16 protein-coding genes are annotated in these 25,007 nt (G+C 39.4%); 12 read left to right on the forward strand and 4 right to left on the reverse strand.

The window, feature by feature from the left end; genetic code table 11:
• Positions 1 to 151 precede the first annotated feature (151 nt).
• Genes NRL14_RS01345 through NRL14_RS01355 form a run of 3 tightly spaced genes read right to left on the reverse strand, consistent with a single transcriptional unit; the run spans position 152 to position 2,781 of the window.
• Positions 152 to 949: a hypothetical protein gene (locus NRL14_RS01345; protein WP_306723803.1), complete on the reverse strand. Its 798-nt coding sequence runs from the start codon at positions 947 to 949 to the stop codon at positions 152 to 154.
• Positions 950 to 976: 27 nt separating this feature from the next.
• Positions 977 to 1,513: a hypothetical protein gene (locus tag NRL14_RS01350; protein ID WP_007377722.1), complete on the reverse strand. Its 537-nt coding sequence runs from the start codon at positions 1,511 to 1,513 to the stop codon at positions 977 to 979.
• Positions 1,510 to 2,781: a class I SAM-dependent methyltransferase gene (locus NRL14_RS01355; RefSeq protein ID WP_306723804.1), complete on the reverse strand. Its 1,272-nt coding sequence runs from the start codon at positions 2,779 to 2,781 to the stop codon at positions 1,510 to 1,512. The genes NRL14_RS01350 and NRL14_RS01355 overlap by 4 nt, the downstream gene beginning before the upstream one ends.
• 137 nt (positions 2,782 to 2,918) lie before the next feature.
• On the opposite strand from NRL14_RS01355, the gene NRL14_RS01360 reads away from it, so the two are divergent.
• The 12 genes from NRL14_RS01360 (at position 2,919) to NRL14_RS01415 (ending at position 22,648) form a co-directional block, all read left to right on the forward strand.
• Complete coding sequence (locus tag NRL14_RS01360; RefSeq protein WP_007377724.1) at positions 2,919 to 3,986, forward strand: phytanoyl-CoA dioxygenase family protein; 1,068 nt, start codon at positions 2,919 to 2,921, stop codon at positions 3,984 to 3,986.
• A gap of 497 nt (positions 3,987 to 4,483) precedes the next feature.
• Entirely contained in the window at positions 4,484 to 5,164 is a 681-nt protein-coding gene (locus NRL14_RS01365) for an aspartyl/asparaginyl beta-hydroxylase domain-containing protein (RefSeq protein WP_007377725.1), read from the forward strand.
• On the forward strand, positions 5,161 to 5,673 hold the full coding sequence (locus NRL14_RS01370; RefSeq protein ID WP_149605909.1) for a GNAT family N-acetyltransferase: 513 nt from the start codon (positions 5,161 to 5,163) through the stop codon (positions 5,671 to 5,673). The genes NRL14_RS01365 and NRL14_RS01370 overlap by 4 nt, the downstream gene beginning before the upstream one ends.
• Before the next feature lie 29 nt (positions 5,674 to 5,702).
• Entirely contained in the window at positions 5,703 to 5,984 is a 282-nt protein-coding gene (locus tag NRL14_RS01375; protein ID WP_008136340.1) for a hypothetical protein, read from the forward strand.
• 64 nt (positions 5,985 to 6,048) lie between these two features.
• Positions 6,049 to 6,597, forward strand: coding sequence for a phage tail protein (locus NRL14_RS01380; RefSeq protein ID WP_149605910.1), 549 nt, complete (start codon positions 6,049 to 6,051; stop codon positions 6,595 to 6,597).
• 12 nt (positions 6,598 to 6,609) lie between these two features.
• The gene (locus tag NRL14_RS01385) at positions 6,610 to 7,140 is read left to right on the forward strand and encodes a phage tail protein (RefSeq protein ID WP_008136337.1); all 531 of its coding nucleotides are present in this window, start codon (positions 6,610 to 6,612) and stop codon (positions 7,138 to 7,140) included.
• 13 nt (positions 7,141 to 7,153) lie between these two features.
• Positions 7,154 to 7,690: a phage tail protein gene (locus NRL14_RS01390; RefSeq protein ID WP_149605911.1), complete on the forward strand. Its 537-nt coding sequence runs from the start codon at positions 7,154 to 7,156 to the stop codon at positions 7,688 to 7,690.
• A gap of 122 nt (positions 7,691 to 7,812) precedes the next feature.
• On the forward strand, positions 7,813 to 9,006 hold the full coding sequence (locus tag NRL14_RS01395) for a S8/S53 family peptidase (protein ID WP_149605912.1): 1,194 nt from the start codon (positions 7,813 to 7,815) through the stop codon (positions 9,004 to 9,006).
• Positions 9,007 to 9,050: 44 nt separating this feature from the next.
• Positions 9,051 to 10,199 carry a TIGR03032 family protein gene (locus NRL14_RS01400; RefSeq protein WP_306723805.1) on the forward strand — a complete coding sequence of 383 codons (1,149 nt, stop codon included), beginning with the start codon at positions 9,051 to 9,053 and terminating at the stop codon, positions 10,197 to 10,199.
• Positions 10,200 to 10,204: 5 nt separating this feature from the next.
• Entirely contained in the window at positions 10,205 to 21,412 is an 11,208-nt protein-coding gene (locus NRL14_RS01405; protein WP_306723806.1) for a tandem-95 repeat protein, read from the forward strand.
• A 147-nt stretch (positions 21,413 to 21,559) separates the two neighbouring features.
• Positions 21,560 to 22,132 (forward strand): elongation factor P-like protein YeiP, encoded by a 573-nt coding sequence (gene yeiP / locus NRL14_RS01410; protein WP_007377734.1) that lies wholly within the window; start codon positions 21,560 to 21,562, stop codon positions 22,130 to 22,132.
• A 321-nt stretch (positions 22,133 to 22,453) separates the two neighbouring features.
• Complete coding sequence (locus NRL14_RS01415; protein ID WP_033016303.1) at positions 22,454 to 22,648, forward strand: hypothetical protein; 195 nt, start codon at positions 22,454 to 22,456, stop codon at positions 22,646 to 22,648.
• 87 nt (positions 22,649 to 22,735) lie between these two features.
• Here the strand turns inward: NRL14_RS01415 and NRL14_RS01420 are convergent, their stop codons facing one another.
• Complete coding sequence (locus tag NRL14_RS01420; RefSeq protein ID WP_007377736.1) at positions 22,736 to 24,997, reverse strand: EAL domain-containing protein; 2,262 nt, start codon at positions 24,995 to 24,997, stop codon at positions 22,736 to 22,738.
• Between the last annotated feature and the right edge of the window lie 10 nt (positions 24,998 to 25,007).

The following is a 25,007-nucleotide window of genomic DNA, read 5'->3' on the forward strand; positions in this document are numbered from 1 at the left end:
ATTATACCAACCCGCAATAATACTTAATCAATGTGTGGTATTAAATCTGGCGTTAACGGCGTTAAAAACTTCTGACAAAGAGCAACTAAATAATGAATTTTTACCTTGTTACCAACAAGGCTTGCTTACCTAAAGTAAACCACTTAATAGACTAAACTGACTTTGGTAAAGACGAATAGGCAATGACAGCGGCATCACGTTGAGCGAGATCTGGTTTAGTTGTATTTTTACTATAAAGAAGGCAAAACTCTGTGGGATCCCCTTTGGCTGTTAAGTAATATTCATGAGTGAATTGTAATAGAACTTCTTTCCAACGCTTTGTAATTGAATCGGGGGCGCTTGGTAAAGAATTTAAAATGAGTTTCGATTCTTCAAAATTACTATTAATTGCAACATTCAGCATGTCATCGTTAGCAGCCGCCAACCAACTAGATCCATTATTACCTACGCAAAGCAATGGCATATAAGGTGCTAGAGCTGGGCACACATCATTTTTGTATATTTCGACTTGCCAGTATGGACGGGCTATTTTTATAAACTGAGTAAAACTTTCAATTGTTGTAAATTTGGATGTTGCCAAAGGTAAAATTTCGACTCTTGGCTTATTTGCATTAACGGTGTCATTGGCAACATCGATATACCATGGCCCGAATATGAGCGCGTTTTGAAAGTATTCATCTCGTAATGACCCCCATGCTTTTTTTAAATCGGTACCTTGGTTAATACGCTTTTTTAATAAGCACAGACCAGGTTTATCTGTTTGTGGTAGTTGTATTTGCAATAATGAAAACACTTCATCGCGAATTTCTCTACAACGCCCTATTGGGTAGGGTTTATTGGCAAAATAAGGCATTTTAGGCGCAAGTGTTAAATCGGCAATTAATCTAAGTTGTGCTAAATCGTTGCACAATATAGTTAGCTGCTTTGGCGTAAGGCTGTTATTAAGCACTCATATTCCTTATAAAATCTACTGCGACTATTTTAGCTGAGCTTGTGTATAAGCGTCATTTCTTAGCCACCTTAACATGTTTGGATAACCGTTTGGGTGATTGGGCTGTTCACACATAAACCATGAATATAAAAGAGGGTAACCAAAACCAGTGCTGTTGGTAAAGGCCTCGATTAAGTTATCAGATGCCCCTTTATAACCCTGTTCATGAAATAAAATATCCGGGGCGATATTTAAATAGCAAGCTGCTGCCCACGACCAAGCTATTGCAGTCATTTCTTCGGCCGCTTGATGATCATGGTTTTTCATATCCCCTGTTAAACAAGTTCTTGTCGCTTCTGAAGTAACTGCAATATGACCTGCTTCATGAAGAATATCACCTGGGTATAACAGTTTTTCTAAATCAAGTAATAAAGTGCCTTGTTCTATTTTAAGGCCGGGTAAAAAAGTCTTTTCGTGTAACGTTTCATACCGGTGGTTTATACCTATATCAGTAAGAAAGGCTAAAATATTTTCAACCTCAGTTAACTGCTTATCTGTATTGTGTTCAGTGCTAATAGTCATAATGATTTGAGATTACTGTTAGTGACTAGCCAATGTTCAAATTCTTCAATACTTTGGCTTTGATAAAGTGCTACCGTTGTTTCATGGTACGGCAGCGTTAATGTATCTAATAGCTCTGTCCATAATGCCCATTCATCATCGGCAATACTAAAAGGGTGATCGGATTTAGCTGCTTGTGCACGCTCAAACATACGCTTTACACCAGGCAATCCTAAACGCGTCAGGTCGCTAAATAAGGCTAAATCGGCTTCTGTTTTCACAGTATTTTTTATTGGAAATGTAAATATAAAGTCTGCGCTTTTGGGCGTTATATATTCATAATGTATAGCTTCACCGCCACGAAGCTGCGCATCATGAGGTAAAAAAGTCAGCGGTATATTCAAACTACATTGGTTTTCAGTGAGTCTATGGTGTTTGTATACTTGAATGTCGGTTGTTAGTTTGAGTCTGTAATTAGTATCAACGCCATTTGGGATCAGCATATTACCTTTGAAAGAAGATGCGTCTCCTGCATTTAAACGCCTTGCTTCGTCGATGTTTAAGCAATAAAACTCTTTTAGGAGTATGTCATCGGTAGTACTCCTTTCTATAGACATTAAAGATTTAAAAGGTGTTAGCCATGCCTTTAAAGAAATATTTTGTGGGATCAAAGTGCCAGAATTATGCAGGAATTGACATAAATGAGCAAAAATAAAAACTTGGGGTTCTCGTTTTAAAAGAGCTGTCATGGTTTCAGAAATAATAATGTCAAATTGTTGGGAGTCTGGTGCTTGCCAACGCGTTGCATCATCACACGTAATTGCAACAATGTTTTGGGTGATTGAAAAGTGCTTTACTAGCTTTTTAATTGCACTGATGTTTTCTGGATGAATGTCAATGAGTGTGACTTTTATACGTGAGTTTGTGGCAAGACTTAAGTAAGGAATAAGTAACGTGCCATAAGGCCCAGTGCCAGCGTAAAGAATATGAATATCATCAGTCGTTGCCTTTAAACGTTCTTCAATGGCGAGCTTAATACCCTGCATAAATATTTGTGTACGCAGAGTCTCTTCAATGCATTTAGCTGCTTGTACAGGAGAAATTGCAACGCCTTGGGAGGTATTTTCATCATTCCAGTCATTCATATCAAAATCAGTTGAAATAGACGTAATATTCCCTAAGTAATTTTTTAAATCGTTGATAAAAGGCTTCATCAACCCCGCATCGGCTGGCTCATTTAGCAAATGTGTAACCGCATTACGGTATCTGTTCAGTAACTCAGTATCCATATCGCTCCCTGTATTTAGCTAAAAAAATCGTTGCTCGCAATAATATAGCACTCTATTCTAATAAAGTTTAGATTGTGTTAATAAATCAATTTAAGGAGTTTTACTTGCCTAAAATCAGGTAAGGAAAAGGAGTTATTATGCAAAATGAGTTGATAGTAAAAGTGCCACCTCCGCACACAATAACGCAGAGTACACTTCCTTGTTATAAAGAAACTGGGCGCTTAGGTCTATTTCAATTAAAGCGAATGTGGCACAAAGTACAGTTACAAAAAAAAGGCTGTGCGGATAAAAAAATAATAGAAGATGAATGGTCGCTTGATGTCATGATTATGGACACTTTAGGCTTAGGGCTCACACCGACTATAGAGTCTATTTTTGCGAGTGATAGTTTTTTCGAATTTGAAAGTTGGGTAAAAAAAACGCATGGTAGAGCTATTTCAAACGCAAAAATAAATCAGCTTAATAAAAACATTGTTTCATTTTTTGAGAAAACAGACATAAAAAATGAAACAGTATTAGTAGAGACGCCTCGTCACTATATTTTAACGCCAGTGCATTGGCAAAGCTGGGATGATAATGGTTATGTTATTATTCCAGAGTTGGTGTCAAAAAAATTATGTGAAGACGTTTGTAATATGCTTTATGAACGTTTGAAAATGGATAAAAACAACCCCGCTTCATGGTATAGCTGTCATGCGCTTAAACAGGGGGTTATGGTACAAATATTTAATGATATAACCATGCAAGTTATACGTTCTCTTCCTCAAGTTCGAGATGTTTTTGAGCAACTTTGGGGGAGAAAAAACTTAATAGTAAGCACTGATAGGGTTAGTTTTAATCCACCGCAGACAGAAAGTTGGCAGTTTCCTGGGCCAAATCTTCACTGGGATATAGACTTTAATAAACCACTCACCTTTGCAACGCAAGGGTTACTGTACCTTACTGACGTTGCCGCTGAGCAAGGTGCGTTTAGTTGTGTACCTGGCTTTCATAAAAAAATAGATGACTGGCTAGCTAACCTACCTAAAAATACTAATCCACACTCTTTTAATTTCGATAAATGCAACAGCACTCCATTAGCGGCAAAAGCAGGTAGCTTAATTGTTTGGCGAAATACATTACCTCACGGTAGCTGTCCAAATAAGGGAAGTAGGCCTCGTATTGTACAATATATAAACATGACGCCATTAAAAATAAGTAGCTAAAGACTCGCTATGAGTAATAAATAATGCAGTGTAATAGAGTGTAATATTTTTTATCTTTAACTTGTGCCAAACTTATAGGTAGTTTGTTAAAAATAAATTGATTGGCTTTAGGATTTTAACACAAGGCATTGATTTTTTAAGAAATATAGCCATAAAAGTTGCGTTCTATACCTTATGGACTATTATGTTGTCTGAATCTAGTGTTAATTAATGACATAATTTTATATTGTAATAAAAGCTCAAAGGAATGTTTAAGTATGAAAAAACATAGTCTACAGCTTACGCCGTGCTCACGGCGTACAAAACCAAAAATCAATCATTTAAAGCCTTTATTTAAAATGCAATTAGAGTCATGTGCTAGAGCCGTTATAGCAAGTGAAAATAGATCAACATACGGCAACAATATAAATACAGAAATCGATTTCATACCCACCCTGTACACACTTTTTTTAAGATTAAATACTTGTTCATTCTCTTTGTTTGGGAAGAAATAAATAATGAATGATGACATATTTATTTCTGAAGTTGTTAATGCCGATGAAAATATAACCTCTCCAGTCATTTTGTTTGCCCAGCTTGATATATTTTATAATATAAAAAATATGGCAGACGATTTAGTTGTAGCAAAAAAATTGGAATGGGTTGAACATGTTAACACTCAATGTTATCAGGGCAGTTGGGATGTATTGCCTTTAAGAGTCCCTGTAGAGCACGCTGATAAACATGTGATTCTGCAATCTTTCGCAATTGAACCTAGCTCAGATTTTATCGATGGCGACCACCTTCAATATTTACCTTATGTTCGTGAATTATTGTCACAATTTAAATGTGATATTTTATCTGCACGGCTTATGCGTCTTTCCCCTAACTCTTTGATTAAACCCCATCGAGACCTTGGATTGAGTATTGACCTATCTGCTCAAGCACGTATTCACATTTCTCTAGAGGCATCCGAACATGTTGAGTTTTTAGTAGATTGTTTAGAAGTTCCAATGAGTCAGAACAGCTGTTGGTATATAAATGCCGATGCAGAACATTCTGTAGTAAATAACGGCGATACACCAAGAATCAACCTTGTAATAGATTGCAATGTCAATGAGTGGCTATTGAGTTTAATCATAGAATCTAAAAACAAAGAATATTGCTGTACAAATCAAGCTAAGGAGATAAATAGATGATGAAGCTTAATATCCCAAAAGGCCTAAACATAAGACCGTCAAATGCAGCAGATAAACCATTTTTAGAAAAACTGCATAGTTCAATGCGACAAGATTTACAGTTAATTGACGGTGAGAAAGATTTTGTAGAGTCAATTGTAGAAATGCAGTTTAAAGCACAAACCCAAGGGTATGGAGATAAGTTCCCCAATGCAATGTACTTCGTTATTGAAAAGCATCATGAGGCGATAGGTAAAGCAACAATTGATTTTGGCCCAAATGAAATTCGAATCGTCGATATTGGCTTTTTACCAAGTGCGAGAGGGCATGGTTTTGGCTCAGCGATAATCCAATCGTTTCAAAGTGCTGCACTACAATCTGGTGCACCTTTAACATTGACCGTTGAGCAGCGTAATTTTGCTGCTAAGCAGTTGTATGCGCGTTTAGGGTTTCAAGTTGAATCAATTAGCCCGCCATATGAGTTTATGGCGTGGTACCCGCACCCAGTGAAATTAATGAGCGGTGTGTAACTAAGTAAAAGTAAGCATAGGGGTTTAATATGGAAAAATTTACGTTTGAAAATGTTGAAAGTGCACAAGGGTCAGTTGTCAAAGTTGTAGGCCAAAATGGCGAAGTAGAGTTAGAAGTTTCATCGGTTACAAAATCAAAACTTGATGGTGACGAATGGAATGCATTTAGTGTGTTGTTAAACGGCAAGACCAATGAGCCTCTAAGCCAAGGTACCTATAAGCTCGAGAATGAGGCCTTTGGTGAAGCTGAATTGTTTTTATCGCCAAATAGTGAAACTGAGTATGAGATACACATTGCTCAAAAGAGATAGTTGGCGTGTTAAGTCAATTAATTAAGTAAATTATCCGTTTAAAAAAGTGAGTAAGGAGATTTATATGGCTGATCCGTTTACGTCAGAAATACGGCCTTTTGCGTTTAATTTTGCGCCTGAAAATTGGGCATTTTGCAATGGGCAAGAGATACAGGCTACCCAAAATGCCGCTTTATTTGCATTACTAGGCACCCAGTTTGGTGGCAATGGGGTGAGTAATTTTAAATTACCGGACCTACGAGGGCGAACGCCAATTGGGCAAGGAATTATGAAAAGTGAGCCAAGTAGACTATTCACGGCAGGTGATCAGTATGGTGTGGAAAATGTCACGATCAGTGTTGCTGAAATGGCTGGCCATTCTCACAGTGTGCAAGCGACCAGTACCGAGGCAGTAAGTATCCCAGCTTTTACAGATAGAGTGTTTGCAAGTTCTAAAGATCTCAAAGGTACTGCTACTGAACCATTTACGTATAACTCAGCGGCAAATCTGACTGGGCTGGCGCAAGACGTTGTTTCTAGCGCGGGTGGTGGTCAGTCGCACACTAATATTCAGCCTTTGTTAGCACTGAATTTTTGTATTGCGCTTGACGGTATTTTCCCAGCAAGAAATTAATAAGGAGAAAGCATGTCTGAATCATTTATTGGTGAAATAAAAATGATGGCCACGACCTTTGCACCGCGGAAATGGGCAATGTGTAATGGCACCATTATGGCGGTAAATCAAAACCAGCCTTTGTTTGCGCTTATAGGTGCGCAATACGGGGGAGATGGACGCTCATCGTTTGCGCTACCTGATATGAGAGGGCGTATCCCCGTTCATTTTGGTCAAGGGCCGGGCTTACAAAACTATCCACTCACAGCTAAAGTGGGTGTAGAGGACGTTACCTTACAAACGAGTCAAATCCCTTCGCATACTCATAGCTTACAGGCAAGCAAGAACAGTGCAAACGCATCTACTGCGATTAGTAATGTGCTTGCAAAAAGCCCTCAAGGTGAATTGGCGTATTTAAATGGAGCAGTAACAGGTGAAGTACAAAAAATGAGCGAGTCAGCTGTTAGAACTGCCGGAGGTAATGCGTCGCATAATAATATGATGCCTTATCTGGCCATTCACTTTGTTATTTGCCTCCAAGGCATTTTTCCATCAAGAAACTAGAGGAGAATAAGAGATGGCAGACTCATTTATTGGAGAAATTCGTATTTTTGGCACAACGTTCAGTCCTCGATATTGGTCAATTTGTAATGGCCAAATTGTAAGCATTGGACAGATGTCAGCAGTCTTTAGTTTATTAGGGACTAATTTTGGAGGTGATGGTAGAACAACATTTGGCCTTCCCGATTTAGCAGGCCGTGCACCTATGCATGCAGGGCAAGCCCCTGGCCTATCTTTGCGTCCATTCTCTTATTTTGGCGGGTCAACTCAAGAGGCATTGGTCGCATCTCAGCTACCTGAGCACACACACAGTATTTCAGGAGTACGTCAGTCAGGTGACACCGCAGAGCCAACTAACAATAAGCTGTCAATTGACACTGGGGCAACAGGCGGCACACTGAGATATACCGCACCCCTTGATAGTGATATAGGCTTAATGGATGACTCAAGTTTTGCTACCGCTGGTGCTGGGCAGCCACATGAGAATATGCAACCTAGCTTAGCGCTAAACTTTTGTATTGCGCTGGACGGGATTTATCCACCAAGAAATTGATGTGTGAGAATACAGGTTTTAGTTTGCAATCTGTATTCTACATATGATGAAAAAACGATTATGTTTGTGCAGGGAATAAGTTATATGTTGTTTGAAAGAGCTCTGTTGGTTGTAATTTACTTATGTTGAAATACCTTAATTGGCATATTGTTTTCAGTTGTTTAATTATAGCTGTGTGCTTATTTGCAAAAGATGTATCTGCTCAGGCGAATTTAGACAAGCTGCAATTTAAAAGCTCTAAAGGTAGTGTTGTATTTGCCAAGTATGACAGTGATTTTTTGATTGATGATAGAGGTATAAAGTACGCATTTAACAAAAAAATAATAATACTCTCTTTGCTATCAGTAGATGAAATTTCACAGCTACATGATGAAATAAAACAAGTTCAAGTAATCGCTAATATAGGAAATAGATTGGTTTATTGGGTAACACCTAGAACCGAATATTTTTTTGATGTTTATTTAGCGTTAAGCAAACATCAAGATGTGTTAGAAATCGAACCTGATATCGCACCTGTTACAAAGTTAATCACTTCAGGTACAAGAGTACCGACTAGCAATACACTTACACCACAAAATGCCCCTTTGTGCGATAAACCAAAGAATACCGTTCGGGTTGCAATTATTGATGATGGCTTTGACTTTACTCACCCAGAGTTTGATGATTTAACAGTATTGTTCGAATATGACCCTGATAAACAAACATTAGCAGCCAGTGCTAAAAATCCAATTGATTACCATGGTACACGCGTTGTTGGAGTTATCGCGGCAAAGCAAGATAATGTAGGGGTTGACGGCATTGCACCGACCAGTGAAATAATTGCTATAAGGCAGGTTTCGACATGGTCATCTTCTTTAATATTGGCATTTCAGGTCGCTAAGTTGATGAAAGCGGATGTTATCAATTGTAGTTGGGTTTTACCGTTTTTATCTAGTATTACGTCACTGGTTATTGAGGATGTAGCTTCAGCATCAAATGCACCTATTATTGTTGTTTCTGCGGGGAATTCTGGTAAAGAAGCCTGTGAAATTAATCAGTTGTCTGCATTAGGTTCAGTGGTTGTGGTAGGGTCAATAAATAAAAATGGAGGGATTGCACCGTTTTCTAATTATGGACAATGTGTTGATTATTATGCTCCTTCTTCAATTGCATCAACGTCACGGAACGGGTATGCAAATTTCGGCGGGACCTCGTCATCTGCCGCTATTGTTTCAGGTATCGTGGCACAGCTAAAAGCATGCGGAGTTGAACACCCGTTAACAAAATTAACAATGGTTGAAAATATTTATGCAGCTCATAAAATCAAGAAAAAATAATATAAAGAGTGTAATTTTGGCTAGATTAGAAGGTAGTGAGATTAATGAGTTCTGAAACGGAACAGTTAGATTTTAGCAGCACGCATAGTGACAATTTCCCAAAAATATTGGCTCAGTTGGGGATATCGTTGATTGTGACAAGTTATCAATCACAACGTGTCATTTTAGTGCGCTCTAATAATGGCAATCTAGAAACAAAATTAAAAGCATTTCCAAGACCTATGGGGCTTTATGCTGACGAAAATAGGATCACGCTTGGAACACTAAATCAAGTAATCGACTTTCAAAGAACACCAAATGGTTATGCAGATGTCATTAATGGCGACCTTGATAGTTATGAAGAGTTACCAAAAAAATTACAAGATAATGAACTGCGGGATATAGCCAAGTTCCGTGAAGAGTGGGATGAACAAGTCCAAAGTGTAAAGGCAGCCGACAGTTTGTTTATTGAAAGAGCGACGTTATCAACCGGTATGATTAACATCCATGATATTTGTTGGGGTAATGATGGCTTGTGGGTAGTTAACTCGATGTTCTCTTGTTTAAGTAAGTTAAGCCCTGACCATAGTTTTATCGCTGCTTGGGTGCCGTCGTTTATTTCAGATCTGAAACCAGAAAATAGATGCCATTTAAATGGTATGGCGTTGTTAGATGGTGTGCCTCGTTATGCTACTGCCTTTAGTGAATCCGATACAGCGGAGGGCTGGCGTGAAGAACTAGGAGAGAAAGGGGTACTTATTGATGTCGTTGAAAATAAGGTCATCAAATCAGGTATCTCAATGCCGCATTCGCCAAGGTGCCACGCAGGTAAAGTGTATTATTGTGCATCTGGAAATGGCGATATTCATGTCTACGATCCAAAATTAGGTACTAGTCGAGTTTTATGTGAGTTGCAAGGCTTTACAAGAGGGATGACGTTTTTTGGTGACTTGATGCTTGTCGGTACGAGTACATTACGTAAGTCAGAAGAGCATATTCGTTTCAAAGCAAACCCCAGATTATTGGATGGGCAAAGTGAATGCGCAGTATGGTTAGTGAATGTAAGTACAGGTGAGGTAATTGGTAATTTAACTTTTTCAGGTGAAGTAAAGCAAATTTACGATATTGCGGTTGTACCGAATAGCATAAAGCCAGAGCTATTTCAAAGCTCAGACGCGTTGTCTAGCCATATTTTTGAATTTTGTCGAGGGTAAGTATTATGAAACATTTGAGCTTAAATAAAACCTTTTTAGGCGTTGCAATTTCTGCCGTAATTGCTAGCGGAGCTTATGCAGAAACAGTAACTGAAGGTGTAGATTTAAAACAACTTTCAAAAAAATCAGCATTAGAAACAGAGGGTGAAATAGTTGTTGATGTAGAGTCAAAAAATCCCTTTTCGGCATTTAGTCGAGGGGAAAAAGCACAATCACACTTAGTAAACTCAGATATAAATAATACATTAAACTTTTTAAAAGAGCAGGGGTTACTCGAAACTAATGAACAAAAAGTAAGTATTGTTACGGGCGATAATACACAGGTAAAAAGTGACTTACTAATAAGAAAGGTGTTTGCAAGTGCAAACTGTACACTACCTGGCGGAGCATGTACCACTATAAGTTCTTCTAGCTGTACCTTGAGAGGTGGCAGTGTTGGTGCTTGTGGGTCATCTCCAGAAATAGATGTTGAAGAAAGTGGAGCGACAACTGTAAGTGAAGATTTTGGCAGTGTAGCAGCAGATGGAGTAGCAACTACAACAAAAACCTTTACGGTAAAAAATGAAGGCACTGGTAATTTAACGACTACGGCTGTTTCTATAACAAGTGGTAGTAGCGACTTTTCAATTACAGGCGGTACATGTGCTACGAATGGTCAAACATTAAGCTCAGGTATGCAATGTACGATACTTGTTACTGTACAAACGACAACGGTTGGTGGGATATCAGGTAATTTAAGAATTAGCAACACTGATGCAAATGAGAGTATGTATAATGTGTCTTTGAGTGCCACAGGTACTTCTACAAACTCAGCGCCTGTTGTTGATTTAAATGGCACAATGACTCCAGGTACAGGGAGTTTTTCGGCGTTTTCTGAAGGCAGTGGTGCTGTAAATATTGCGCCCGATGCTAGTGCCGCTGATAGTGATGGCGATACAATAACAACAATAACCGTTGCATTAACAAACGATCAAGATGGCACCTCAGAAGGGCTTAATGCTTCAGCGGCTGCGCAAAATGCACTTGGTGGTATATCAGGTGCCTCAGACATTACTCTGCAAGATACAATTTCGATAACGGGTGCATCTGCAACCGTTGCTGAAGTGACGACCTTTTTACAAGCAATAACGTATAATAATACCAGTGCAACACCCAACACAACTTCGCGTACAGTGTCAGTTGTTATCAATGATGGCACTGAAAACAGTATTAGCCGTACAGCGACAACTTCAGTGGCTAACCTTACAGCGGCTAGTTCTACAGCGGCGGGTTTTAGTACCTTAGATGGTACAAATTTAAATCCGGCAATTACGTTTAGTAGTGATAACGAAACATTAACGATAAGTAATCCATCACATATTACAGGTTCAGTGGCTGACGGTGGTACTGGTACAGATACCATTCACGTTCCGACTGGATCCGATTTAACGGCTTTTACTACATTAACAGGCTTTGAAACATTATCAGTGCCTAGCAGCGTCACTTTAACGTTAAGTGAAGCGCAGCATGAGCAATTTACAACGATTTCGGGGAGCGGGGCTCCTGTCTTTACGATTACAGCAGGCAGTGGGGGCGATGCAAATTTAACGGCAAATAGCACCATCGCAACATACGTTTTAAATACACCAGTTTCATTAACGCTTGTAGACAGAGACCAGTCTGTTACAGGCAGTAATTTAGCTGATTCAGTCGATATTTCCAACTTTTCGTACCGAGGAACTCTCGATGGTGGGGATGGCACAGATACACTTACGCTAGCTAATGGCGCGAGTTTAGCGGCGGCAACGATTTCGAACTTTGAAACACTTAATTTGAGCGGCGGCGTATCTGTCACGATGAAAGAAGCGCAGCATGATGCGTTTTCTACAATTTCAGGCGCAGGTACAGATCAAATTACCATTTCAGACGCAACTAATGGTTTAATTGCTGCGAATGATATTGAAACGTATGTGCTCGGTAGTGCAAACACAATTACCTTATCAAATGGCTCACAAAATATAACAGGCAGCACGGGCAATGATACGGTAAATATTGCAGGTTTAACGGTTACAGGTACACTCAATGCAAATGGTGGTACCGATACATTAAGCATGGCAACAGGTGCCGACACCACAAGTGCTACAGTGTCTAGTTTTGAAAACTTAACCCTTGCAACAAACTCATCGGTGGCTTTATCTGCAGCGCAAGTGAGTACATTTACAGGCACTATTACAGCGTCTGGCGCTGAAACGATTACGGTTTCGGGTGATGGTAACTTTACAACACTTAGCAATATTGAAACGTTTAACGTTGGTGATGATTCAACAAATACACGAACAATTACGTTAGGTTCTTCGTCTGTCAATGTGACAAGCGCATCAACAACTGATGCAAATACGTTTGATGTCAGTGGATTAACGTTTACTGGAACAATAACAGGTGAAGCAAGCGTTAATGATACGCTATCTATCAGTAATACGGGGGATATTACTGGAGCAACAGTTTCCAATATTGAAAACCTAACACTTAGCAGTGGTGCACGGGTTTCAATGACGCGTTCGCAACACGCCGGTTTTACAGGCACTATATCTGCAATAGGTTCTGAAACAATTGATGTTTATGGCGATGGTGATTTTTCTACTTTCAGTGATGTTGAAACTTACAACGTATTTGATGATTCTTCAAACAGTAGAACAATTACGATAGTCTCAGCGACCCAAAGTATAATAGATAGATCTAGTAACACAGCAATGACCTTTGCACTTGGTGGCGCTGGCTTTAGTGGTTCATTAACCTCAGAGCTAAATGCTGCAGATAAGGTGAGTGTTACTGACGGTGCTGACGTGACTTCTGGCTCATTCTTTAATATTGGTACATTAAGCTTAGCCTCTGCAGCAACAGTAGCAATTGATGTTAATAATATTAATGATTTTAATACTGCAATTACAGGCTCTGCTGGCGCTGATACGCTAAAACTGATGGATGGTGGTATTTTTAATTTTTCCAGCACCACGGTATCGGGTATTGAGAATCTGGCAATCGGCACTAATAACAACACGACTATCACCTTAACCGATAATTTTAATACTGATGCTGGCGTTGTATCTTTTTCTAATGCTAGTGGCAGTGCTATTACAGCTGCAGTGACCCTGGATGCAAGTGCATTTAGCGCCGACATTTTAACCATGACCTCATCAGATTTTAATGGTGATGATGTATTTAAAGGTGGCTCTGGCGCCGATACTTTACGCCCAGGCGCTGGTACAGATACGCTAACAGGCAATGCAGGTAATGATAATTTTGTAGGTAGCTCATCACAATTATCAGGAGATACAATTACCGATTTAGCCGCAGGCGATCGTATTACTATTACCGGTATCACAGGGCTTTCGGCCAGTAACGTTCGTTTTAATGGCACGAGTACATTAGAAGTAGATACCAACGCCACCGATTTTAATATTTCTGAACTTACTCTTTCACTTACTAATGCGCCTGGTAATGATTTGGCCTTTACGGTTGCTGATAGCGGATCAGATTCCGTTATTACATTTGTTTCAGCAAATTCTACGCCTACATTTAGCTCGCTTAATGGCGGTGCTACGTTTATCGAAGGTTTAAGTGCAGTGAGCATTGATAGCGATATGACAATTGCAGATGCTGAACTTGATGCACTTAACAGCAACGCAGGGGATTACAACAATGCTAGCTTAACTATTCGCCGACGTGGCGGTGCGAGTGCCGAAGATCGATTTGGTCATTCGGGGCTATTAGGGACGTTAATTGAAGGTAATACATTTAGTTATAACGGTAATAATGTAGGGACTGTTACCACAAACTCGGCAGGTACTTTAACGCTAACATTTAATAGCAATGCTACTTCTGTAATTGTAGACTCTGTTGCGCAAGCAATTACCTACGCCAATAACTCAGATATTCCTCTAAATGCAACTGTGCTTGACTATACCTTTAATGATGGTGTCGTAGATAGTACAGGTACTAATCAGGCATCAGTTACAATTACCTCGGTTAACGATGCGCCTACTGTATCAGCAGTCGGGGCTAATCCAACATTTACAGAAAATGGCTCACAAGTTGGTATTTTCTCTTCAGCCTCTATTAATGCTATTGAAAGCGGACAAAATATTGAGCAAATATTACTGACGGTAAGTAATGTAAAAGATATTGGCAATGAGTTCCTTCAATTTGGCACTGATGTTATTAGGCTAGAAAATAATGCATCCGGTACATATTCGGGGTCAGTTAATTTTAGTTATGTTGTCACTCTTAGCGGTTCAAAGGCAACGGTAACGATTGTCGCCTCAGACACTGCGGCCGTATGGCAGAACTATGTTCCTTTCTTAGCTTATAAAAATACGAGTGAATCACCGACAGAAGGAGATAGAGTTGTAACGCTAACGTCTATAAAAGATAGCGGTGGTACATCTAATGGTGGTGTTGATAGGTCTACAGGTAGTTTTGGTTCTTCTACGGTTAAAGTAGTGGGTGTAAATGATGATCCAACAGACATTACTTTATCGGCAACAAACATCAATCAATCTTTAGTGTCTTTGGGCGCTGATGTTGGGACTTTAAGTACAACGGATCTTGATGATAGTACGCATACTTATACATTGGTAGCTCCTAGTTCATCAGCCAGTGGTTCGTGTTCATCAAATAGTGGTAACAGTAGCTTTCAAATTAATGGGAGCGTGCTAGAAACTCAAGCCGCCATTTCAGCAGGCACCTACATAGTATGTGTGCAAGCGGATGATGCTTCGTCATCGTTTAAAAAATCATTCACAGTAACGGTGACTGATAATATTGCACCGACAGGGCACAGCGTTTTAATAACTCAAGATACGATTACTCGAGATAATGAAGCCGCGTTAGGTTTTACTCTAAATGGGCTTGAAAGCAGCGGTTCATTTACTTACAAAGTGACTGATGGCTCTAATGAAATTATAGGTAATTCTAGAGCAATAACGGGAGCTTCAGCTCAGGTTACGGGTGTTAATGTAACCACTTTAAATGAAGGTACACTTACACTTTCGGTGACAGTATCAGATACCGCAGGGAATGAAGCCAGCGATGTAACGGCAACAATTGTTAAAAGCTACAACATTAAACCTGTACTATCAGGTACGCCATTGGCGACAATAGATGAAGATTCTCAATACAGCTTTACCGCAACGCTCACGGATCCGGATACAAGCGACATACATACGTTTAGTATTACTAATAAGCCAAGTTGGGCAACATTTGATACGGCCACAGGTTTACTGTCAGGAACACCCACCGATCAAGATGTAGGTACCTCAGCGAATGTCAATATAAAGGTATCCGATGGTACTGAAGATAGCGCAGCGATAATATTTGATATTGAAGTAAAAAATACCAATGATGCGCCTGTAGGTCAAAACTTTGCATTTAGTTTAGATGAAGGGGCATTATTTGCAGCCATCCCTGTTAATGGTGTATTAAGCAATGCCACTGATGATGACCTTGATAGCGGTGATACTTTCACTGCAGTGAAAGTGACAAACCCGTCATCAGGTACGGTTACGCTTAATAGCGACGGTAGCTTTAGTTATCAACATGATGGCAGTGAAAGCACGTCTGATAGTTTCACCTACCAGATAGAAGATGCCGCAGGAGACAAGTCAGCAGTTCAGACGGTAAGCTTTACCGTTACGCCAGTAGAAGATGCGCCTATTGTGGTTGCCGACTCTATAACAACTGATGAAGATACTCCTGTTACTTTTAGTGTTGTTAGTAATGACAGTGACGCTGAAGATAATATGGTTGTATCTTCTGCTGCGATAGTGGACGCACCGACTAAAGGGCAAGCTAGTATTGCAAATGGAATCGTAACTTATACACCATTGAGTAATGTATCTGGTACAGATTCATTTACATATACAGTAAAAGACAGCACGGGTTTAATATCTGAAAAAGCGACTGTATCGATTACTATAACCCCAGTGAATGATGCGCCGATTGCTATTAACTTTAATGAGATGGTCGATGAAGATACACCAACTTCTGCACTTTCAATTAGAAGCAACGCTACCGATATAGAAGATACTATTCCAACGGGTGATATTAGTGTTGTAGCACAACCATCCAAAGGGTCAGTGAGTGTTGATCAAAATGACGGTACTTTAATTTATACACCTACAGGCAATGAAAACGGAAGCGATACATTTACTTATACGATAGCCGACAGCAATGGTTTGGCATCAAATACAGCCTCTGTGACGGTAAATATAGGTGCGGTGAATGACCGTCCGGTTGTCGTTAATGATGCAGTGACGACCGATGAAGATACTGCAACCAGTGTGGCTATTTTAGCGAATGATTCAGATGTAGAAGACCAAGGTTTTAATGGCGCAAATGTGCTGTTAGAAAATAAAGGCGATGGTGCAGGTGAATATGATTTTGCCAGCGTAAGCGTGAACCTTGATGGTAGTTTAGCAATTACCCCTAAAGCAAATATAAATGGGGTTCACAGTTTTACTTACACCGTTACTGACAGTGAAGGACTTACTTCGCTGCCAGCTACAGTTACACTGAGTATTACGGCGATAAATGATGCCCCAGTTGCCGTTGATAACACTGCACAGTTACAAGAAGAAGGGCAGTTTGAGGTCAATGTTCTGGGTAATGATAGTGATGTTGATATTGGTGATAGCCTTAACGCGAGCTCTGTAACGATTGTTACTAACCCTGCAAATGGATCGGTGAGCGTATTAGCAACTGGTGCAATTGTTTACACGCCTCAAGCGAACTTTTTTGGCGATGATAGCTTTACCTATACGGTTGAAGATAGCAACGCAGCTGTATCAAATATAGCGACAGTGACTATGAGTGTCGCTCCCGTGAATGATAAACCGATTGCCGTTGCGCAATCGCAATCACTGGATGAAGATGGCTCAATACTACTGACGTTAGTTGCAACAGATATAGATCAAGACACGTTAAGTTACCGGATAGTCAATACGCCAAGCAAAGGAACTTTGGTACAGCAAAGTAACGATAGTTGGCTTTATACGACGAATGAAAACATTAATGGTACAGACAGCTTTACGTTTGTGGCCAACGATGGTGAAATTGATTCTGATGAAGTCACTGTATCGTTAATTATCAATGCAATTAATGATGCACCTACGGTCGCTGGGCAAGTACTTTCAACAAATGAAGATACAGCGCTAACGGTTACTCTATCGGGTAATGATATTGAAGAGCAGTCTCTAAGCTATCGAGTGGTAACTGAGCCTGCGAATGGCAGTACGACCTTAACCGGTAACATACTTATTTATACACCAAACAGTAACTTTAATGGCAGTGACTCTGTGAGCATTGTGGCTAATGATGGTGAGCTTGATTCAGAGTTTGCACGTATTTCGATTTCGGTCGACAGTGTTAATGATGCACCGTTGATAAGTGGGATACCTGCGGCATCAGTGAACGAAGACAGTGAGTATTTATTTATCCCGATAGCAAGCGATACGGATAATGATACGCTGACATTTAGTATTAATAATAAACCTAGTTGGGCGAGCTTTAATAGCGAAACCGGAAAATTAAGTGGTACGCCACTCAATGCGCAGGTAGGTAGCTACAGTAACATCGTTATAAGTGTTAATGATGCAACAGTGACTCAAAGTTTAGCGCCATTTAATATTACGGTTATTAATACTAATGACGCACCAACAATCACGGGTACGCCGACAGCACAGGTTAATGAAGAAGAGTCGTACAGCTTTACACCAAGTGCACAAGATATGGATGGGGATGCATTAACCTTCAGTATCAGTAATAAGCCAAGTTGGGCTAGCTTTAATAGCGCAACAGGGCAACTTAGTGGCACACCAGTAAGAGAAAATGCAGGTCAATTTACTAATATTGTTATTGCAGTAACTGACGGACAACTTGAAGCACGCTTACCTGCATTTACAGTAACAGTAAATAACACAAATAAAGCCCCAGTGTCGCAAAGTATGATGTTAGATGTTCTTGAAGACGCTTCCATTACTTTTGCTCCAGATGTCTCAGATCTTGATGACGATATACTTACGCTAACAGCCATATCGCAGCCTCAATTTGGTACTTTAAGTAAGCAAGGCAATGTGTTTACGTACTCACCAAATGCGAATTACTTTGGTATTGACAGTTTTACGTACATTGTAAGCGATGGTACAGAACAATCTGCAATCGCTACTGTAAGCTTGAATGTTATTTCAGTGAATGACAGACCGGTTGCAAATCCTGATGTATTCTCATTAGATATAAATGAGGAAAACACGTATTTATTGGATGTATTAGCCAATGATACTGATGCTGATGAACAACCATTGAGTATTATCGGTGCAAGCGCGAGCGTGGGTAGTGTAACAATTGAAAATGGTGTGATTGCATATAAATCGCAAGCGAGTACACAAGGGATTATTCAGATTAGTTACCTGATTGAAGATCCAGATAAAGCAAGAAGTAGAACGACTGCTAAATTAACGTTGAATAAACAAACAGATGATGTGCCAACGATTGAAACACCGGTTGATTTGGATATTAATGCTAAAGGATTGTTCACTAAGGTGGATTTAGGTGTACCGCTTGCTACTGACAATCAAGGTAACCGATTGGCAGTATCACTCGTTGATTCAACGTCACTGTTTACTCCTGGAAGTCATTTGGTCTATTGGCAGGCTTTTGACAGTAATGGGCTTGAAGCAATTGCTACACAGAGCATTAATGTTAATCCGCTTATTTCTTTAAGTAAAGATAGCCAAGTAGCAGAGGATCAAACATATCGCTTTAATGTATTTTTAAATGGCGAGTCACCGACCTATCCAGTAACAATTCCTTATACTGTTTCAGGTACGGCCAACAGTGCTGACCACGATTTAACATCAAGTGAATTAGTTATTGAAAGTGGCGTCCAGGGGCAAGTAAGCTTTACTGTTTTTGCTGACTCAGAAATCGAAGGCAACGAAACAATTATTGTTTCATTAGCGAATACGTTAAATCTGGGTGCGAGATCAACGGTTAATATTACGATTGTTGAAGATAATGTAGCACCTACAATCTCTACATCGATTAAGCAAAATGAGGAAGCTAGATCGCTTGTCGCGATAGGCGAGGAGTTAGTCACTATTACTGGGGTCGCAGAGGATATAAACCCAAGTGATAACGTAACACTAAATTGGTTATCACAAGATGATCAGTTAACTAATACCAGTACAAATGAGGGGGAATTTGTTTTTTCAACACAATCACTTGCTCCGGGTATTTATAAAGTGTCAGTGACGGCTGAAGATGACGGTGAACCAAACCTATCAACAACAAAAGAAATCTATGTTGAAGTAGTGCAGTCTCTTGCTACCCTCGATTCGGGTGATTCTGATGGCGATCTAATACCGGATGATCAAGAAGGCTTTACTGATACTGATAATGACGGCATACCAGATTACCTAGATGCTATTAGTCAATGTAATGTGGTACAAGGTCAAGTCAAAGACAGTGACAAGTTTTTAGTTGAAGGCGAGCCAGGTGTCTGTGTTAGAAAGGGCGTGACTGTTGTACAAAATGTGACAGGAGGGGTTCAATTATTAGAGAGTGAATTACCAGCCGACGCTAACGCATTAAATATTGGTGGAGTATTTGACTTTATTGCGACAGGGCTTCCAAACCCTGGAGATACCTACAGTATTGTATTTCCACAAAGAAAGCCAATCTCACAAAATTCCACTTATAGGAAGTTTAAAGAAGGCCAATGGGTTGATTTTGTATCTACAGCACAGGACCAAATATTATCTGCTGCGGGTGAACCAGGTTATTGCCCACCACCAAGAAGTAGTGAATGGACGCAAGGGCTAGCGGAGGGCGCATGGTGTGTGCAACTACAAATTGTTGACGGTGGTCCAAATGATGATGATGGAAAAGCAAATGGCTCTATTGTAGATCCTGGCGGTGTTGCTGTTGTGCGTACAACGAATCAGTTACCACAAGCAAATCAAGATGAAGTAACGATAGGTGCAGGTGAATCTATTACTATTGATGTGCTAGAAAATGACACAGACATAGATGGAGATGCATTAACACTGACGGGTGCGACGGTTGATTTTGGGCAAGTGAGTATTATTGATAATCAGATACTTTATACTCCGCCTACATCATTTATCGGTATTGCGACCATTGAATACAGCATTACTGATGGACAAGGAGGAACATCTAACAATAATGCTAAGGTTAACTTGGTGGCAAATAATGCACCAACAGCAATATTTGATACAGCTAGCACCACCGATCGCGTATCAATAGAAATTGATGTACTTGGTAATGATACTGATATTGATATGGATGAATTATTTATTATTAGTGCAGCGGCAACTTATGGCACTGTATCAATTAATATTAATGGCACTTTACAATACATGCCAAAGGTAGGTTTTGAAGGTGTTGATACTGTCGACTATACTATTAAAGACAGTAAAGGAGCTAAATCTTCGGCACAAGTTGAAATTACCGTTAGTGCAGTAAAATCAGTTTCTATTAGTAATAAGTCATCGGGAGGAAGTATGGGAGGCGTTGGGTTGTTGCTGATTTCAATGTTGGTATTTAGCCGTCGAAAGTCATTGTTTCCAAGTTTTGCGATAATTACTACAAGTTGCTTAATAAGTGGCAGTGCACTCGCTGAAGCATGGTCTTTTGAGGGAACTGTAGGTCAAGCTAAAGCTAAGCATTCTTTGGCAATAACGGGCAGTGATGTTAAGACCATTTCAGTTGATGATAAAGATACTAGTTGGTCTGTGGGCGCTTACTATGAGCTAGCTCCTAATTGGGAAGTTGCAATACGGTATATTGATTTAGGGCAAGGACGTGTTGAATTAACAGCGGATACAACAACACCAAATGACCTTCATAATGACTACGCGCGTTATGCTCCAATCTTACCAAAAGGTGTTGCCACGGAAGTCGGTTATTTATTTATGCCTGCTGAATCATTTAGTACTAAGTTGTTTTTGGGGGCTTATCGCCATCAATATAAAATACAAAGTGATATAACCAATGGTGCAACGCTAGAGTCTAAAAAGCATACGACCAAGCTTTATGCGGGTGGTTCAGTTGGGTATTCGATTTATAAAAATACCGAGTTACTACTCAAGTATAGCTACTATAAAGTGTCAAAAAACGATGTAAGTGAGCTATCTGCTGGCGTTAAAGTCCGCTTTTAAAGTCACTCTTAATAAATCAGCGCGCCATTAAGGGGCGCTGATTTTAAGTATTATTCAAAAAGTATCACTAAGTTGTTTTGTTTCTATTGAAGAATCCTGAGTTCGTGGTATGTTTCTCGCAATCAAAAAAATAATAGGAATTCACACATGCCAAAGGCGAGTGATGTTAAAAAAGGTACTGCTATTGATTTTAATGGCCGAGTGCTAGTTGTAAAAGATATTGTGCGCTCTGTGCCGCAAGGCCGTGCTGGTGGCAGTTTATATCGAATGCGTTTATACGATGTAGTAACTGGCAGCAAAGTGGATGAAACATTTAAAGACAGCGATATGCTAACGCTTGCTGATTTAACACGTCGCGAAGCAATGTTGTCGTATATTGATGGCGACGAGTATGTTTTCATGGATAACGAAGATTACACGCCATATAACTTAAATAAAGATGCTATTAGCGAAGAGATTCAATTTGTAAATGAAGAAACCCAAGGTGTGCATGTTATTGTCATTGACGGTGCACCAGTAGGCCTTGATTTACCATCAAGTGTTGAGCTTGTTGTTGAAGAAACCGATCCTTCAATTAAAGGGGCTTCTGCAAGCGCTCGTTCAAAACCTGCACGTATGTCTACAGGCTTAAATATTTCTGTGCCTGAGCATATTTCAACAGGTGACCGTATTCGTATAAATACTGTTGAACATAAATTCATGGGCCGTGCTGAAAAGTAAGTTATAAACTTTAAAAAAGCCGAGCCTTAATTTAGATGGCTCGGCTTTTTTGTATGTAAGAGGTTTATTGCTGTAAATTCAACCAAAATAACGCTAGAATACACGCCTTATTTTTAGGCTATTTAATACCAATCCGTAATAATACTTAATCAATTTGAGTGATTAAATCTGACGTTAACAGCGTTAAAAATTCTGATACATGACTGCATGGATGCGGGGTAATGCAGGAGTTAAATAACGAAATTTTTGCCTTGTTATCGACACGATTTTCTTACTTCAAAATAGATCACTTAATTAAGCGAATTGGTATAGGGTGTAGATTTGTTTATTGTTTTACTAAGTTGTGTGTTTATAGCCGTGATGTATTTGGAAACGATTAAAAAAGGCATGCCAATTAAGCGATGGCTTATTTTGGCTGGTTTACTTGGGCCGGTAGCATGGTGCTTGTTTAACTTACATTATCGCCGCGCATTGGTACGAAATGTAGGGATTAAAGCATGTATATGGCGCCCTTAATTTATACCGTTCTGAATAAGTGTTGGGACAATTTAATGAATTAAATCACCCCATACCTAAGCAGATTGGTATTAACTGGAAGTCTGGTTAGCTTATTGATGCCATATTTTCAGTATCCGTTCTAATTAGACTAGGCGCAGCTTTAGTTTGTTGTTGTTTCAAAAAATCAGTAAACTCGTCTTTAGAGAGTGGCTTAGAATAAAAGTAACCTTGTACTGTTTCACAATTCAATTTTTTTAGTATTTCAATTTGTTCAGCCTGTTCAACCCCTTCGGCAACGACATGTAAATCAAGGTTATGTGCAATCGTTACAATTGAGTCGACCATGTTACGACCACGTTCATTTTTCATATCATCTATAAATGCCTTGTCTACTTTTAACGTGTTAAGCGGAAATTGTTTTAAGTACGCCAAGGAAGAGTAACCGGTGCCAAAGTCATCCATTGCTAAGTGAATCCCTCGGGCACTTAATGAGCGCATAATCGCAATGGCTTCTTTGGGATCATCCATTACAGTACCTTCGGTAATTTCAAGCTCTAAGAAATACGAAGGCAGTTCATTTTTTTGTAAAATAACGTCAATGCGAGATGTTAAATCGGGTAGGCTGAATTGTTTAGCGGATAGATTAACGGCGACTCGACCACTAAATAGACCGCTATCAAGCCATTGTTTAACATCTCTGCAAGCTTTATTTAATACCACTTCACCAATTTCAATTATTTGACCTGTTTCTTCAGCTATAGGTATAAATACACCAGGGCTAATAATGCCTTTTTTAGGGGTTATAAAGCGAACCAACGCCTCCATCCCTGTTAACTTTCCGGTGCGAATATTCATTTTTGGTTGATAGTAAACCTCAAAATGATCTTCTTTTAGGCCAAAACGCATAAGGTTTTCTATTTGCAGGCGTTTAACTGCTTGGCGGTTCATCGTGTCGTTAAAAAACAGATAACTATTACCTTTCTTTTTAGCGTGATACATGGCCGTATCTGCATTTTTCAAAAGTAGTTCTGGTGTATTACCATCTTCAGGAAAGAGTACAATGCCAACGCTTGAAGTAATCGCGAGCTCATGACCAGCCATTTTAAAAGGTGTAGCAATAGCGGCTAAAAACTGTTTAGCCGTGCGGGTGATCACATGAATATCATTGGTATCAGACATTACTAGAGCAAACTCATCGCCCCCTAAACGGTAAAATACATCGTTCTCTCGGGTTAGTTTATTTAAGCGCATAGCGAGCTTTGCAAGCAGGCTATCGCCTAACTGGTGTCCTAATGAGTCGTTTATCTTTTTAAAGTTATCTAAATCGAATACAAGCAGCGCATGGTGTGAATTTTGTTTAACTAACTTATGTAAATCGGTAAAAAATAAATTTCGGTTAGGCAGGCTTGTTGTACGGTCGCGATTTGATAAATTATGCAGTTGTGATTCTGCTTTTTTACGTTCAGTTAAGTCAGAGTAAACAATCACGTAATTTGTAATTTGGTTTTGATCATTTTTAATTTCATCAATTGAAATTTCAAATGGTAGTAAAACGCGTTCGCTATTACGTAGCTTTACCTCTCGTTGAATATGTTCATTCTCACGTACAATTTCGATAATTGTATCAATGAAGCCTTGTTCATAACCAGGTAAGGTAAAGTCTTTTTTAAGGTATTGTTCTCGCACACCGCCAAAGAGGGTTAAAAAACTAGGATTTATATCAACTAACTTAAAGTTTTTGTCGTAAATAGCCAGCGCATCAGTTAGCGACTCAACACATTTTGCAAAGAGATTCAAACGCTCTTCGGTTGATTTTAACTGTGATATATCTCGTACAGTACCCGTCATTCTTAGTGGTGATAGGTTGGTATCTTTTTCTATAATTTTGCCGCGATCAAGTACCCAATGCCAACGGCCAAAGGTATCTTTAATACGATAAGTCGCTTCGAAAAAAACGGTTTTTTCTGCAAAGTGTTTTTTAAGTAAGTGTTCAACATTTGTAATATCGAGTGGGTGAATGAGACTTTTATTTGGAGGGAAACCTATTAACGTAGTTGAGTTCATCATATATTTGTCGTTTATTCGAATAACTTCCCCCGTTTTTATGTTCCAATCCCATAAAGTATCACCACTGCCTTCAACAGTACTTTTAAGGCGCCTTTCGGATAAACGAAGTTGTCGACGTGAGCGCTTAAGTTTGTGGATGACAAACAACAGATAAGGCAAAGCAAGCGCTATAATGGCGCTTGCTAAAATAAGGATGGTATCTGAATTGTAATTAAATGATGACTCAAAAGCATAAAGCTTAAATGAGTAAGCAAGTAATACAACTGACAAGCTTAATTTTGTTATTATTTTGATTATCATTTTTTTATTA

Origin of the sequence: Pseudoalteromonas sp. 20-92 (assembly GCF_030847595.1) — a bacterium.
GTDB lineage: Bacteria > Pseudomonadota > Gammaproteobacteria > Enterobacterales > Alteromonadaceae > Pseudoalteromonas > Pseudoalteromonas fuliginea.

Excerpts from the sequence above, each read along its gene's own strand:
- NRL14_RS01365 (WP_007377725.1), top strand. The coding sequence starts at position 4,484 with ATGAATGATGACATATTTATTTCTGAAGTTGTTAATGCCGATGAAAAT.
- NRL14_RS01420 (WP_007377736.1), bottom strand. The coding sequence starts at position 24,997 with ATGATAATCAAAATAATAACAAAATTAAGCTTGTCAGTTGTATTACTT.
- NRL14_RS01370 (WP_149605909.1), top strand. The coding sequence starts at position 5,161 with ATGATGAAGCTTAATATCCCAAAAGGCCTAAACATAAGACCGTCAAAT.
- NRL14_RS01400 (WP_306723805.1), top strand. The coding sequence starts at position 9,051 with ATGAGTTCTGAAACGGAACAGTTAGATTTTAGCAGCACGCATAGTGAC.
- NRL14_RS01405 (WP_306723806.1), top strand. The coding sequence starts at position 10,205 with ATGAAACATTTGAGCTTAAATAAAACCTTTTTAGGCGTTGCAATTTCT.
- yeiP (WP_007377734.1), top strand. The coding sequence starts at position 21,560 with ATGCCAAAGGCGAGTGATGTTAAAAAAGGTACTGCTATTGATTTTAAT.
- NRL14_RS01380 (WP_149605910.1), top strand. The coding sequence starts at position 6,049 with ATGGCTGATCCGTTTACGTCAGAAATACGGCCTTTTGCGTTTAATTTT.
- NRL14_RS01385 (WP_008136337.1), top strand. The coding sequence starts at position 6,610 with ATGTCTGAATCATTTATTGGTGAAATAAAAATGATGGCCACGACCTTT.
- NRL14_RS01390 (WP_149605911.1), top strand. The coding sequence starts at position 7,154 with ATGGCAGACTCATTTATTGGAGAAATTCGTATTTTTGGCACAACGTTC.
- NRL14_RS01355 (WP_306723804.1), bottom strand. The coding sequence starts at position 2,781 with ATGGATACTGAGTTACTGAACAGATACCGTAATGCGGTTACACATTTG.
- NRL14_RS01375 (WP_008136340.1), top strand. The coding sequence starts at position 5,703 with ATGGAAAAATTTACGTTTGAAAATGTTGAAAGTGCACAAGGGTCAGTT.
- NRL14_RS01395 (WP_149605912.1), top strand. The coding sequence starts at position 7,813 with ATGTTGAAATACCTTAATTGGCATATTGTTTTCAGTTGTTTAATTATA.
- NRL14_RS01360 (WP_007377724.1), top strand. The coding sequence starts at position 2,919 with ATGCAAAATGAGTTGATAGTAAAAGTGCCACCTCCGCACACAATAACG.
- NRL14_RS01350 (WP_007377722.1), bottom strand. The coding sequence starts at position 1,513 with ATGACTATTAGCACTGAACACAATACAGATAAGCAGTTAACTGAGGTT.